A 12,720-nucleotide genomic window follows, 5' to 3' on the forward strand; every position below is an offset into this window, starting at 1 on the left:
CGCCGGGTTTTTTATTTGGTCATCATTTTGCGTTACTCTTTTGCCTCTATTGAAAACAGGGAACGCGTTGTGAAAAAAATTATCTTACTGATTCTGATCGTTATCGCCCTTGCCGCAGGCGGCGTGTACTGGATGAAAGCGGGTAATCCGAATGCGTTGCGTCATATCGTTCTCGACCAGTGTGTGCCCAACCAGCTGCATAACCGTAACCCGGCACCGTGTGCGCAGGTGAAGCCAGATGCGGGCTACGTGGTGTTCAAGGACCGCAACGGGCCGCTGCAATACCTGCTGATGCCCACGTACCGTATCAACGGCACCGAAAGCCCGCTGCTGACTGAGCCGCAGACACCGAATTTCTTCTGGCTGGCATGGCAGTCGCGTAATTTTATGAGCATGAAACGGGGGGCCGACGTGCCTGACAGCGCCGTTTCGCTGACCATCAACTCCCCGACCGGGCGCACGCAAAACCATTTTCATATCCACATCTCCTGTCTGCGCCCAGACGTGCGCGAGAAGCTGAACGCGTCGCAGGGGCAAATCAGCACCCAGTGGTTACCGCTTCCGGGCGGGCTGGAAGGGCATGAATACCTTGCCCGTCGGGTGACGGAGAACGAACTGGTGCAGCGCAGCCCGTTTATGATGCTGGCGGAAGAGCTGCCGGAAGCCCGCGATCATATGGGACGCTTCGCGCTGGCGATGGCACAGCAGTCGGACGGCTCGTTTGTATTGCTGGCGACAGAGCGTAACCTGCTTACCTTTAACCGCGCGTCGGCTGAGGAATTGCAGGATCATCAATGCGATATCCTGAAGTGACCCCACCATAAATAGCGTTTACTCGCCCTGCCTGTCGCCGTAGACTTGCTGAAAAATTCTACAGGAGACAGGTATGTCGCTCTGGTTAACGCATCCTCTGCTGCTTCCCTCGCTGATCGTCGGCGTCACCATCGTGCTGTGGGCGACGTCACTGTTGCCGGAATTTATCACCGCGCTGCTGTTTTTCACGGCGGCGATGACCGCCAGAATCGCCCCGCCGGAAGTGATCTTCGGCGGCTTCGCCTCGTCTGCCTTCTGGCTGGTGTTCAGCGGCTTTGTGCTGGGCGTGGCGATTCGGAAAACCGGCCTGGCGGACAGGGCCGCCCGGGCGCTGTCGGCAAAGCTTACCGACTCCTGGGTGCTGATGGTGGCGAGCGTTGTGCTGCTGAGCTATGCCCTGGCATTCGTGATGCCGTCGAACATGGGACGTATTGCGCTGCTGATGCCGATTGTCGCCGCGATGGCGAAGCGGGCCGGCATTCCTGATGGCTCGCGGGCCTGGTTTGGCCTGGCGCTGGCGGTCGGGTTTGGCACCTTCCAGCTCTCGGCCACTATTTTGCCCGCCAACGTGCCCAACCTGGTGATGAGCGGCGCGGCGGAAGGCTCATACGGTATCCACCTCAACTATGTCCCGTATCTGCTGCTGCACACCCCGGTGCTGGGTATTCTCAAAGGCCTGATTCTGATTGGCCTGATCTGCTGGCTGTTCCCCGGCAACCCGAAACCGGCGAAGGATCTCACGCCATCGGAACCGATGGGGCGTGACGAAAAACGGCTCGCCTGGCTGCTGGCGGTGGTGTTGACGATGTGGGTGACGGAGAGCTGGCACGGCGTTGGGCCAGCGTGGACGGGGCTGGCGGCCTCGGTCATCGTTATGCTGCCGCGCATCGGTTTTATCACCGGGGAAGAGTTCTCGGCGGGGGTGAATATGCGCACCTGTATTTACGTCGCGGGTATACTCGGGCTGGCCATTACGGTGACGCAGACCGGCATCGGTGCGGCCGTAGGCGAGGCGTTGCTCCATATCATGCCGCTGGATGCAGACCGCCCGTTTACCAGCTTCCTGGCGCTGACGGGGATCACCACGGCGCTCAACTTCATTATGACCGCCAACGGCGTTCCTGCGCTGTACACCACGCTGGCGCAGAGCTTCTCCGACGCGACCGGCTTCCCGCTGCTGTCGGTGATCATGATTCAGGTGCTGGGGTATTCCACGCCGCTGCTGCCGTATCAGGCGTCGCCGATTGTAGTGGCGATGGGCTTAGGGAAAGTGCCTGCGAAGGCGGGGATGCTGCTTTGTCTGGCGCTGGCGATTGCGACGTATCTGGTGCTGCTGCCGCTGGATTATTTGTGGTTTAGCGTGTTAGGTCATTTGTAGGGCGGGTTAGCGAAGCGCCACCCGCCACAAAGGCAATTACGCCTGCTTAGCCGCTTCTGCCGCTTTAACGATCACCGCGAAAGCGTCTGCTTTCAGGGATGCGCCGCCAACCAGTGCGCCATCGATGTCTGGCTGGGTGAACAGCTCAGCTGCGTTTGATGCGTTAACGGAACCGCCGTACTGGATGATGACCTGCTCAGCCACTTTCGCGTCTGCTTTTGCAATGTGGTCACGGATGAACTTGTGCACCGCCTGTGCCTGCGCTGGAGTTGCAGATTTGCCGGTACCGATCGCCCAGACTGGCTCGTAAGCGATAACCGCGCCTTCGAACGCTGCCGCGCCCTGGGTTTTCAGCACAGCGTCGATCTGACGTGCGCACACTTCTTCGGTTTTGCCTGCTTCGTTTTCTGCTTCGGTTTCACCGATGCACAGAACCGGGATCAGACCCTGCTCTTTCAGCACAGCGAATTTCTTCGCGATGAACTCATCGGATTCTTTGTGATAGGTGCGACGCTCGGAGTGGCCGATGATGATGTATTTCGCGCCGATATCTTTCAGCATTTCAGCGGAGGTTTCACCGGTGAACGCGCCAGACAGGTTAACGTCAACGTTCTGCGCGCCCAGAATGATGTGGCTGCCGTCAGCGGCACGTTTAGCCAGATCCAGGTACATATCCGGCGGAGCGATAGCAACCGCGCAGCCGGTCACGCCAGCCAGCTCTTTACGCAGGTTAGCAACCAGTTCGTTTACCATGTGGCGGCTGCCGTTCAGTTTCCAGTTACCCATCACTAAAGGATGTCGCATTTCAATTCTCCACGCTCAATAAGCGAATTAAGGAATATGGCCGCCCTGTCGGGCAGCATGGTCTGTGAATCAGTATAGAGATTTTCCCTCGAAAGGCTTTGCTTTTTGTCATTAATTCGCCCCCTCGAGTGCGTCTGATAGGGCCAGCTTAATCGGTTCAACCGCGAAGGTCAGCCCCTTTTCGCCGTTATCTGCGACGACATAGCGAACGGCACCTTCCGTATCGGCGTAATAGCGTTTGTTTTTCCCGGCGGTAAGCAGTTTTTGCAGCTTTTGCTGGCTTTGCGCTTTCGTGAAGGTGGGGGTAAAGGCGCGCAGAATAGCGCTCATGTACTCCAGCGCTTTCGCTTTCGCCGCTTTCTGCTCTGGCCCCTGAATCGGCAGCCAGGTGATCTGCATACTTTTGATTTTTAACGTTCCGCGCTCAAGGGCGGTAGAGGCATACAGATTCTCGTTAATTTTGCTGGCCGCGCGGGTCAGGGTCGGCGTATCGCGGGCGCTGTCAATCGCACGGAACTCTCCCAGCGGAAGTGAGGGGTTTTCTTTGTTGAAGGCTTCGCGGAACTGGCTGATAGATTGATCGAAAGAGGGGGCGCCCGCCAGAAGATAGGGGGCGGTGACCGGGGAAGCCGTTTCCGCGGCATACAGGGAAAAACTGGCGCTCAGCATCGCTAAACACAAATAAAGAGAGTGTGCCGAACTTTTCATCAACATTGCCCCTGGCCGTCATTGCCCATGATTAAAACGATATCTGGTCGGCTTGTCAAAAGGTCACAACTCCAGGGTAAAATGCGGGCTAAACAATAATAAGGAACCTTACATGACCATACAGCAGTGGCTGTTTTCATTCAAAGGGCGTATTGGACGCCGTGACTTCTGGATCTGGATTGCAACGTGGGTTGTCGCCATGCTGCTTCTGTTTTTTGTTGCCTACAACGCATGGCTGAGCACGCAAACGGCGGCATTTGCGCTGGTCTGTTTACTGTGGCCAACCGCCGCCGTAGTGGTGAAACGTCTGCACGATCGTGGCCGCTCCGGCGCATGGGCTTTCCTGATTATTCTGGCGTGGATGCTGGTGGCGGGGAACTGGTCAATGCTGCCCTCAATCCTCCCATGGGTGGTGGGCAGACTGCTGCCGACGGTTATCTTTGTAATGATGGTTGTCGAACTGGGCGCGTTTATCGGCACCCAGAGCGAGAACAAATATGGAAAAGATACCCTTGAGGTGAAGTACCGCTGATCACCAGTAGTGTTCGGCGGTCATGTGGCCCGGCCGGCGGCGAAGGTGCTTCGTCATCTGCCGGGTATCCTTCAGCAACTGCTGCGTATCGCGTACCATCTGCGGGTTACCGCACAGCATCACATGGCTGGTTTCGGTATTCATCGGTAAACCCACCGCTTCTTCCAGCGCGCCGCTTTCAATCAACGCCGGAACGCGACCGGTTAACGAGCCGGCTGCGGTTTCGCGGCTGACCACCGTCTGAATTTTTAACTTCCCGCCATATCTCTGTTCCAGCGCCTGCATCTGCGGCAAATAGCTCAGGTCTGCGGCGTAGCGCGCGGCGTGAACCAGCACGATATTTTTAAAGCGCTCCAGATCTTTGCCGTATTGCAGAATGGAGAGATACGGGCCGATGGCCGTCCCGGTCGCCAGCATCCAGAGCGTGTCACAGTCGGGAATTTCATCCAGCACGAAGAACCCCGCCGCGTCGGAGACAATCTGCACTTCATCGCCCGGCTTCAGCGCGGCGAGGCGTGGGCTGAGCTTACCGTCCGGGACGGTGACCAGATAGAACTCAAGGTCCGGGTTATCAGGCGCATTAACGTAAGAGTAGGCGCGCTGTACGCGTTCACCGTCGATATCCAGCCCGAGCTTGGCAAACTGCCCGGCAGTAAACGGATGAACGGGAGCGTGCAGCGTGAGGCTAAATAGCGCATCGGTCCAGAACTGTACCTTTGTGACTTTACCTGTTACCCAGTCCGCCATGATCTTCTCCTGTGCTGTTTCTCTCTTCTATCTTCCGTACTTGTGGGAAACATTTCCAGCCCATTCGGGCCGGAAAGCTCTATCGATCAAACGGTTTTACAGAATGTGCGTCTGTACGTCCGGATCTTTACGATCGAGATAATGAATGGACTTAATGCGGCGAATAGTGCGGGATTTACCGCGGATCAGCAGGGTTTCAGTGGTGGCCATGTTGCCCTTGCGGGTGATGCCGTCCAGCAGATCGCCTTTGGTGATGCCGGTTGCAGAGAAGACGACGTTATCGCTGCGCGCCATGTCGTTCAGCGCCAGTACTTTATTGGCTTCGATGCCCATCGCTGCGCAGCGCGCCAGTTCGTCTGCACCAATGCGAAGGTTCTCGTCGCTGTCGCCTTTGACCTCATGGCGTGGCAGCAGACGCGCCTGCATATCGCCGTCCAGCGCGCGGATCACTGCCGCAGAGACCACACCCTCCGGCGCGCCGCCGATGCCGTAAAGCACGTCGACTTCGCTGTCCGGCATGCAGGTCAGAATAGAGGCGGCAACGTCGCCATCCGGAATAGCAAACACGCGTACGCCGAGCGCTTGCAGGTACGCGATGGTGGCGTCGTGGCGCGGTTTCGCCAGAATGGTCACGGTGAGTTCGCTGAGCGCTTTACCCAGCGCCGCGGCGATATTGCGCAGGTTGGCGTCCAGCGGCAGGCTAAGGTCGATAGCGCCTTTAGCGCCAGGACCGACGATCAGTTTTTCCATGTACATATCGGGCGCGTTGAGGAAGCAGCCCTTATCGCCCACCGCCAGTACCGCCAGCGCGTTGGCCTGGCCCATCGCCGTCATGCGCGTGCCTTCAATCGGGTCGACCGCGATATCCACCGCATCGCCTTTGCCCGTCCCGACTTTTTCACCTATATAGAGCATCGGCGCTTCGTCGATTTCGCCTTCGCCAATGACGATAGTGCCATCGATATTGACCTGATTAAGCACAATGCGCATGGCGTGGACGGCAGCGCCGTCTGCGGTATTTTTGTCGCCACGGCCCAGCCACTTGTAGCCTGCGAGGGCGGCAGCTTCGGTGACGCGGGAAAACTCGATAGCAAGTTCACGTTTCATGAGGTACTCGTACAATCAAAAGGAATTGCACGAAGTTTATCACAGAGTGGGGAGGGGCGAGGGGACCGGTGCGGTCGGAGCCCCTCACCCTAACCCTCTCCCAGGGGAGAGGGAATATAGGTTTACTCGTCGTGCTCTTCCCACGCCAGGGCACGTTTCACCGCTTTCTTCCAGCCGCTGTAGCGGTAGTTGCGCTCGGTGGTTTCGATGCCAGGACGGAATTCGCGTTCGATAACCGCTTTTTCCTGAAGCTCGTCGAGGTTTTGCCAGAAGCCAACCGCCAGACCTGCCAGATACGCCGCGCCCAGCGCCGTCACTTCTCGCACCTCAGGACGTTCAACGCGGGTGCCCAGAATGTCGGACTGGAACTGCATCAGGAAGTTGTTCGCGACCGCACCGCCGTCCACGCGCAGGGCGTGCAGACGAATGCCGGAGTCAGCCTGCATCGCTTCCAGCACGTCGCGCGTCTGATAGGCGATAGATTCCAGCGTCGCGCGAATAATGTGGTTTGAGTTCACGCCGCGCGTCAGGCCGAAAATCGCGCCGCGGGCATACGGGTCCCAGTACGGTGCGCCCAGACCGGTGAACGCTGGCACCACGTACACGCCGTTGGTGTCTTTCACTTTGGTCGCGAAGTATTCGGAGTCAAACGCGTCGCTGATCAGCTTCATCTCGTCGCGCAGCCACTGAATGGAAGCACCCGCCATGAATACCGCGCCTTCCAGGGCATAGTTCACTTCGCCGCGCGGGCCGCAGGCGATGGTGGTCAGCAGACCGTTTTCTGATTTCACCGCTTTCTCGCCGGTGTTCATCAGCATAAAACAACCGGTGCCGTAGGTGTTCTTCGCCATCCCTTCCTTGACGCACAGCTGGCCGAACAGGGCCGCCTGCTGGTCACCGGCGATACCGGCGATAGGAATACGGGTGCCACCTTTACCGCCAATGTTGGTCTGGCCATACACTTCTGAAGACTTACGGACTTCTGGCAGCATCGCGCGCGGAATGTCCAGCGCGTCCAGCATCTTGTCATCCCACTCAAGGGTGTTGATGTTGAACAGCATGGTGCGCGAGGCGTTGGTGTAGTCGGTGACGTGAACGCGTCCCTGAGTCATCTTCCAGATAAGCCAGGTATCGACGGTGCCGAACAGTAGCTCGCCACGTCGTGCGCGCTCGCGTGAACCTTCCACGTGGTCGAGGATCCACTTCACTTTGGTGCCGGAGAAATAGGGGTCAACCACCAGGCCGGTGGCGCTGCGCACGTACTCTTCCATTCCTTCGCGCTTCAGCTGTTCGCAGATCTCTGACGTACGACGGCACTGCCAGACAATGGCGTTGTAGATGGGCTTACCGGTTTCGCGCTCCCAGACCACAGTCGTTTCACGCTGGTTGGTGATACCGATAGCGGCAATCTGGTCAGAACTGATGTCGGCTTTCGCCAGCACTTCCACCAGCGTGGAGCTTTGCGACGCCCAGATCTCCATCGGGTCGTGTTCTACCCAGCCTGGACGCGGATAAATTTGCTCAAATTCGCGTTGAGACACGCTGACAATGTTCGCGTCATGATCCATTACGACAGCGCGGGAGCTGGTGGTGCCCTGGTCGAGCGCAACGATATATTTTTTTTCGGTCATGGTATGTGTCCCGTAGTCAGATTACAGCGAAGCTTTTTGTTGTGTGGTGGAAGCCGTCTCTTTCTCCTCTTCCACACAGGTGTCGCACGGTAAGTGGCGACCAATTAATTTGCGATAGCCGAATGCGCCCAGCGCCGCCCCTACGATTGGCCCGAACAGCGGAACCAGGAAGTAAGGAATGTCTTTGCCGCCCGTGAAGGCGACATCGCCCCATCCCGCAAAGAAGGCGAAGGTTTTTGGACCCAGGTCACGCGCCGGATTCATCGCAAAGCCGGTCAGCGGACCCATGGATGCGCCAATTACCGCAATCAGAAGGCCAATCAAAAGTGGCGCCAGCGGGCCGCGCGGAATGCCGTTTCCGTCGTCGCCCAGCGCCATGATGACGCCCATCAGAATAGCGGTAATCACCATCTCAACCGCGAACGCCTGCACAAAATTGATATGCGGATTCGGATACGTTGAGAAAATGCCTGCCAGATCCAGACTTTCGACACTGCCACGCACCATATGATGCGTCTGTTCGAAGTCGATGAAAAGATTGTAATAAAGCCCGTAAACTAACGCCGCTGCGCAAAAGGCGCCGGCAAATTGCGAAATGATGAAAGGAACAACTTTGCGTCCGTCAAAACACGCGAATAGCCACAACGCGATGGTCACCGCCGGGTTAAGATGTGCACCGGAAACCCCTGCGGTCAGGTAGATGGCCATCGCCACGCCCAGACCCCAGATAATACTGATTTCCCACTGACCAAAACTGGCACCCGCCACTTTCAGTGCTGCGACACAGCCTACTCCGAAGAATATCAACAACCCGGTACCCAGGAACTCGGCAATACACTGGCCTTTTAAGGTTGATGTCTGACTCATAATCGGAATCCTGCAAAAGAGTAATGTTTATTGTTTGCGTGACCGCCCGTGACAGTCACGATGCCCTGTAGACATAGTGTTAATTTATCGTTAACGAGCACAAACGAGAAATATCGAAATCTAAATGTGTGGTCTGCGTCAATAAAATGAGCGTTTTCGCGCCATAAAGCGCGTTTTTGCATCAGATAATGATTATGGGCTGAATCATTTCTTTAACTTATGGGTTAACAACTTAGGGGTATATGCGGCGAACGCACCAGGACGAGGCCGAAAAGTGTTGCAAACCGCGATCTGCGTGGCATGCCGCTGGACAGGGGCGACGGCGCTCCATACAATCGGAACATATGTTGTGCGCGTTTACGTTAAAGCGTCGCCTTGCAATTCAGGAGAGGTAGGATCATGTCTTTAGAAGTGTTTGAGAAACTGGAATCGAAAGTACAGCAGGCGATTGACACCATCACGCTGCTGCAAATGGAAATTGAAGAGCTGAAAGAAAAGAACAACTCCCTGTCACAGGAAGTTCAGAATGCTCAGCACAGCCGTGAAGAACTGGAGCGCGAAAACAACCAGCTGCGCGAACAGCAGAACGGCTGGCAGGAACGCTTGCAGGCGCTGCTGGGACGTATGGAAGAAGTTTGATTTCCTTAGGGAATGCATTGAACAGGCCGGGTAAGGCGAAGCCGCCACCCGGCTTTTTTATGGTTTCCGCTAACCGATATCAAACCATAAAAAAGGCCGCCCTGGGCGGCCTTAACGCTACTTGTCCTGCGCTGTCGTAGCAAAAGCAACAAACCCAACAGGTTCATCGCTCTTTACAACGAGTACGCTGGCGACAATGAACGCGATACATAAATAGCGTTTCATTATGCGGTCCCTGCTGCTTACCGCTCCACCGTTCACCACCGGTGATAAGTCGGTGGACACAAGCCTTGATGTTAGCCTGCTTTACGGTAGTGAATACACCTTTCCCTGGACCGATGCCCATTTGCGAGATGGCGGAAAGGGACGCGGTATCATAATGAGCATCAACCAGGTAGTTAAGGTATTCACAGACAATTAGGATTTTATAAAGGTTAGGAAGGGTTGCCCAAGGTTTGGGCGAGAGTATGATGAAGTTCCTTGGTGTTAGTCTGTAAGACGTCCCAATGGACCGCGAATCCCGAGGGACAAAAAAAACCGCCACATTGCTGTTGGCGGTTTTTTTATGCATCTCGCTTACCGATTAACTACTCAATATCCAGCGCATCCTCAGAAAGGATAATGCCGGTATTGTCAGCATAAAGGTGGTCGCCCGAGAAGAAGGTCACGCCGCCGAAGTTAACGCGCACGTCGCTTTCGCCGATGCCTTCACCCGCTGCGCCAACCGGAATGGCGGCAATGGCCTGAATACCGATATCCAGGTCTTCGAGATCGTCCACCTGGCGCACGGAGCCGTAGACCACAATCCCTTCCCACTCGTTTTGCACCGCAAGGCGGGCGAGGTCCGCATCGATCAGTGCACGGCGCACTGAACCGCCACCATCCACCAGCAGGACGCGACCACGACCGTTCTCTTCGAGCAGATCGTACAGCAACCCGTTGTCCTCGAAACATTTCACCGTGATGATTTGTCCGCCAAACGACGACCGTCCACCAAAGTTGGAGAACAGGGGTTCAACGACGTTGACATCTTCCTGGTAGATGTCACAAAGCTCGGAGGTATCGTATTTCATAGGTTTAACGCTCTGTTGCTGCGAATGTGTTCAGTATATCGTGCGAAATGCGTTGTTGGCAAAATCATCAATTGTTAATTGATATTTGTCAGCTAACTCAGCGTCTGGCTTAAGACAATCCCGATGACGAACAGCAGGTTAGTCAACAGCGCGCCTTTTACCGTACGTTCCAGCATCGGTGGCATGGCGGCCGGGCTGAGTTCACGCATAACGTAGCGGGCCTGCTTAATCAGCAGCGGTGCGGCGAGCACAAACAGCCAGCCCCAGAGGCTGTGCAGCGAAATCAGATTGAACAGCGCCAGGCAGACCAGCGCGCCGATGAGCAGGCAGGCGTGATAGCGGCGTGCATTCACCGGACCCAGACGCACGGCCAGCGTGTTTTTACCGTTCTCGCGGTCGCTATCGATGTCGCGCAGATTATTGATATTCAGCACCGCCGTCGCCAGCAGACCACAGGCGGTCGCCGGCAGGAACAGGGCAGGGATCACCGTGTGCGCCTGTAAGTACCAGCTTCCCATCACGCTCAGCCAGCCGAAGAACACCAGCACGGAGATGTCGCCCAGACCAATATACCCGTAAGGACGCGTCCCGACGGTATAGGTAATGGCTGCAATAATGGCGAGCAAGCCCAGCACCAGGAAGCCAATGAAATCACTGGTGGTTTTCGAGGCGACCGTCACCAGCGCCAGCCCGGACAGGCAAATCAACACCACGGTGATAATCAGCGCCCGCTTCATCTGTGCCTGGGTAATCACCCCTTTTTGCATGCCGCGCAGCGGCCCGATGCGGTCAGGCTTGTCGCTGCCTTTTACCGCATCGCCGTAATCATTGGCGAGATTAGAGAGGATTTGCAGCAGCCCGGCGGTGACAAGCGCCAGACCTGCTACCAGCGGATCGAAATGACCCTGCCACCAGGCAAGTGTGGTACCGACGATAATGGCGGCAAAAGCCAGAGGAAGCGTTTTAGGGCGCAGACTTTCGAGCCACGCCTGTGTACGGCTGATATCAGTCATAGTTATTTAGCCAATAAAAATGGGGGCCATAGCCCCCATCAACAGTGATGAAAATGCATTGAACGCGATTATAGAATAAAACGGCTCAGATCTTCATCTGCCACTAACGCATCCAGGTGTTTGCCCACATAGTCTGCGTCAATGGTAATGCTTTGACCGTTAAGGTCGCTCGCATCATAAGAGATGTCTTCCATCAGGCGTTCCAGCACGGTGTGCAGACGACGCGCACCGATGTTCTCGGTGGTTTCGTTGACCTGCCACGCGGCCTGGGCGATGCGCTTGATACCGTCATCGGTAAATTCAATGTTCACGCCTTCAGTCGCCATCAGCGCTTTGTACTGTACGGTCACAGACGCGTTTGGCTCAGTCAGGATACGTTCGAAATCTTCGGTGGTCAGCGCCTGCAACTCAACGCGGATTGGCAGACGACCCTGGAGTTCCGGGATCAGGTCAGACGGGCTGGCAATCTGGAACGCACCGGAGGCGATAAACAGAATGTGGTCAGTTTTAACCATGCCGTGCTTGGTGGAGACGGTGCACCCTTCCACCAGCGGCAGCAGGTCGCGCTGAACGCCTTCGCGGGAGACATCCGGGCCGGACGCGTTGCCGCGCTTACAGATCTTGTCGATTTCGTCGATAAACACGATACCGTGCTGCTCAACCGCGTCGATAGCGTCCTGTTTCAGCTCTTCCGGGTTAACCAGCTTCGCGGCTTCTTCTTCAATCAGCAGCTTCATCGCGTCTTTGATTTTCAGCTTACGCGCTTTCTGCTTCTGCCCGCCCAGGTTCTGGAACATGGACTGCAACTGGCTGGTCATCTCTTCCATGCCCGGAGGCGCCATAATTTCCACGCCCATTGGCGCGGCAGCGAGATCGATCTCAATCTCTTTATCGTCCAGCTCGCCTTCGCGCAGCTTTTTGCGGAATGCCTGACGCGCAGCAGAAGGTTCAGACTGCTGTTCAGCCTGTCCCCAGTTGTTTTTTGCCGGTGGGATCAGCACGTCGAGAATACGCTCTTCGGCCATCTCTTCGGCGCGATAGCGGTTTTTCTCAATCGCCTGGACGCGCACCATCTTAATCGCCGAGTCGGTCAGATCGCGGATGATGGAGTCCACTTCTTTACCCACATAGCCCACTTCGGTGAACTTAGTGGCTTCAACTTTGATGAACGGCGCGTTAGCCAGTTTGGCCAGACGACGGGCGATTTCGGTTTTACCCACACCGGTCGGGCCGATCATCAGAATATTTTTTGGCGTCACTTCGTGGCGAAGCTCTTCGTCGAGCTGCATGCGACGCCAGCGGTTACGCAGTGCGATAGCCACGGAGCGCTTGGCGTTGTCCTGGCCGATAATGTGTTTGTTCAGTTCGCTGACAATTTCGCGTGGGGTCATTTCAGACATGGGCGATC

General features: G+C 56.3%; 13 protein-coding genes. 4 read left to right on the forward strand and 9 right to left on the reverse strand.

Going from position 1 to position 12,720, the window contains the following annotated elements; genetic code table 11:
• Nucleotides 1-69 precede the first annotated feature (69 nt).
• Both SK58_RS02535 and SK58_RS02540 read left to right on the forward strand, forming a co-directional pair.
• Nucleotides 70-813, forward strand: coding sequence for a CDP-diacylglycerol diphosphatase (locus SK58_RS02535; RefSeq protein WP_045334307.1), 744 nt, complete (start codon nucleotides 70-72; stop codon nucleotides 811-813).
• A gap of 73 nt (nucleotides 814-886) precedes the next feature.
• Nucleotides 887-2,191, forward strand: a complete 1,305-nt coding sequence (locus SK58_RS02540) for an SLC13 family permease (protein WP_045327173.1) — start codon at nucleotides 887-889, stop codon at nucleotides 2,189-2,191.
• Nucleotides 2,192-2,227: 36 nt separating this feature from the next.
• Here the strand turns inward: SK58_RS02540 and tpiA are convergent, their stop codons facing one another.
• Nucleotides 2,228-2,995 (reverse strand): triose-phosphate isomerase, encoded by a 768-nt coding sequence (gene tpiA, locus SK58_RS02545; protein ID WP_003862019.1) that lies wholly within the window; start codon nucleotides 2,993-2,995, stop codon nucleotides 2,228-2,230.
• A 111-nt stretch (nucleotides 2,996-3,106) separates the two neighbouring features.
• Nucleotides 3,107-3,703 (reverse strand): DUF1454 family protein, encoded by a 597-nt coding sequence (locus SK58_RS02550; RefSeq protein ID WP_017383094.1) that lies wholly within the window; start codon nucleotides 3,701-3,703, stop codon nucleotides 3,107-3,109.
• Nucleotides 3,704-3,815: 112 nt separating this feature from the next.
• On the opposite strand from SK58_RS02550, the gene SK58_RS02555 reads away from it, so the two are divergent.
• Nucleotides 3,816-4,235 carry a DUF805 domain-containing protein gene (locus SK58_RS02555; RefSeq protein WP_006808672.1) on the forward strand — a complete coding sequence of 140 codons (420 nt, stop codon included), beginning with the start codon at nucleotides 3,816-3,818 and terminating at the stop codon, nucleotides 4,233-4,235.
• Here the strand turns inward: SK58_RS02555 and fpr are convergent, their stop codons facing one another.
• The 4 genes from fpr to SK58_RS02575 all read right to left on the reverse strand — a co-directional run bounded on the left by fpr (nucleotide 4,236) and on the right by SK58_RS02575 (nucleotide 8,587).
• The gene (fpr, locus tag SK58_RS02560; RefSeq protein WP_003862024.1) at nucleotides 4,236-4,982 is read right to left on the reverse strand and encodes a ferredoxin--NADP(+) reductase; all 747 of its coding nucleotides are present in this window, start codon (nucleotides 4,980-4,982) and stop codon (nucleotides 4,236-4,238) included.
• A gap of 96 nt (nucleotides 4,983-5,078) precedes the next feature.
• The gene (gene glpX / locus SK58_RS02565) at nucleotides 5,079-6,089 is read right to left on the reverse strand and encodes a class II fructose-bisphosphatase (protein ID WP_017383096.1); all 1,011 of its coding nucleotides are present in this window, start codon (nucleotides 6,087-6,089) and stop codon (nucleotides 5,079-5,081) included.
• A 122-nt stretch (nucleotides 6,090-6,211) separates the two neighbouring features.
• Nucleotides 6,212-7,720 (reverse strand): glycerol kinase GlpK, encoded by a 1,509-nt coding sequence (gene glpK, locus SK58_RS02570; protein ID WP_006808669.1) that lies wholly within the window; start codon nucleotides 7,718-7,720, stop codon nucleotides 6,212-6,214.
• A 21-nt stretch (nucleotides 7,721-7,741) separates the two neighbouring features.
• The gene (locus tag SK58_RS02575) at nucleotides 7,742-8,587 is read right to left on the reverse strand and encodes an MIP/aquaporin family protein (protein WP_015569943.1); all 846 of its coding nucleotides are present in this window, start codon (nucleotides 8,585-8,587) and stop codon (nucleotides 7,742-7,744) included.
• A gap of 399 nt (nucleotides 8,588-8,986) precedes the next feature.
• Between SK58_RS02575 and zapB the strand changes: the two genes are divergently transcribed.
• Nucleotides 8,987-9,226, forward strand: coding sequence for a septal ring assembly protein ZapB (gene zapB, locus SK58_RS02580; protein WP_003862031.1), 240 nt, complete (start codon nucleotides 8,987-8,989; stop codon nucleotides 9,224-9,226).
• Between the two features lie 587 nt (nucleotides 9,227-9,813).
• Here zapB and rraA read toward each other — a convergent pair.
• The 3 genes from rraA to hslU form a co-directional block, all read right to left on the reverse strand.
• Nucleotides 9,814-10,299, reverse strand: a complete 486-nt coding sequence (gene rraA, locus SK58_RS02590; RefSeq protein ID WP_003862032.1) for a ribonuclease E activity regulator RraA — start codon at nucleotides 10,297-10,299, stop codon at nucleotides 9,814-9,816.
• A gap of 92 nt (nucleotides 10,300-10,391) precedes the next feature.
• Nucleotides 10,392-11,318: a 1,4-dihydroxy-2-naphthoate polyprenyltransferase gene (gene menA, locus SK58_RS02595; protein WP_087924327.1), complete on the reverse strand. Its 927-nt coding sequence runs from the start codon at nucleotides 11,316-11,318 to the stop codon at nucleotides 10,392-10,394.
• 62 nt (nucleotides 11,319-11,380) lie between these two features.
• Nucleotides 11,381-12,712 carry an HslU--HslV peptidase ATPase subunit gene (gene hslU, locus SK58_RS02600; RefSeq protein ID WP_003862035.1) on the reverse strand — a complete coding sequence of 444 codons (1,332 nt, stop codon included), beginning with the start codon at nucleotides 12,710-12,712 and terminating at the stop codon, nucleotides 11,381-11,383.
• Between the last annotated feature and the right edge of the window lie 8 nt (nucleotides 12,713-12,720).

Source organism: Enterobacter sp. BIDMC93 (assembly GCF_001037805.1).
GTDB lineage: Bacteria > Pseudomonadota > Gammaproteobacteria > Enterobacterales > Enterobacteriaceae > Enterobacter > Enterobacter hormaechei_C.

Coding starts and splice junctions, on each gene's coding strand:
- glpK (WP_006808669.1), bottom strand. CDS start 7,720: ATGACCGAAAAAAAATATATCGTTGCGCTCGACCAGGGCACCACCAGC.
- zapB (WP_003862031.1), top strand. CDS start 8,987: ATGTCTTTAGAAGTGTTTGAGAAACTGGAATCGAAAGTACAGCAGGCG.
- SK58_RS02550 (WP_017383094.1), bottom strand. CDS start 3,703: ATGAAAAGTTCGGCACACTCTCTTTATTTGTGTTTAGCGATGCTGAGC.
- hslU (WP_003862035.1), bottom strand. CDS start 12,712: ATGTCTGAAATGACCCCACGCGAAATTGTCAGCGAACTGAACAAACAC.
- SK58_RS02540 (WP_045327173.1), top strand. CDS start 887: ATGTCGCTCTGGTTAACGCATCCTCTGCTGCTTCCCTCGCTGATCGTC.
- rraA (WP_003862032.1), bottom strand. CDS start 10,299: ATGAAATACGATACCTCCGAGCTTTGTGACATCTACCAGGAAGATGTC.
- tpiA (WP_003862019.1), bottom strand. CDS start 2,995: ATGCGACATCCTTTAGTGATGGGTAACTGGAAACTGAACGGCAGCCGC.
- glpX (WP_017383096.1), bottom strand. CDS start 6,089: ATGAAACGTGAACTTGCTATCGAGTTTTCCCGCGTCACCGAAGCTGCC.
- fpr (WP_003862024.1), bottom strand. CDS start 4,982: ATGGCGGACTGGGTAACAGGTAAAGTCACAAAGGTACAGTTCTGGACC.
- SK58_RS02575 (WP_015569943.1), bottom strand. CDS start 8,587: ATGAGTCAGACATCAACCTTAAAAGGCCAGTGTATTGCCGAGTTCCTG.
- SK58_RS02555 (WP_006808672.1), top strand. CDS start 3,816: ATGACCATACAGCAGTGGCTGTTTTCATTCAAAGGGCGTATTGGACGC.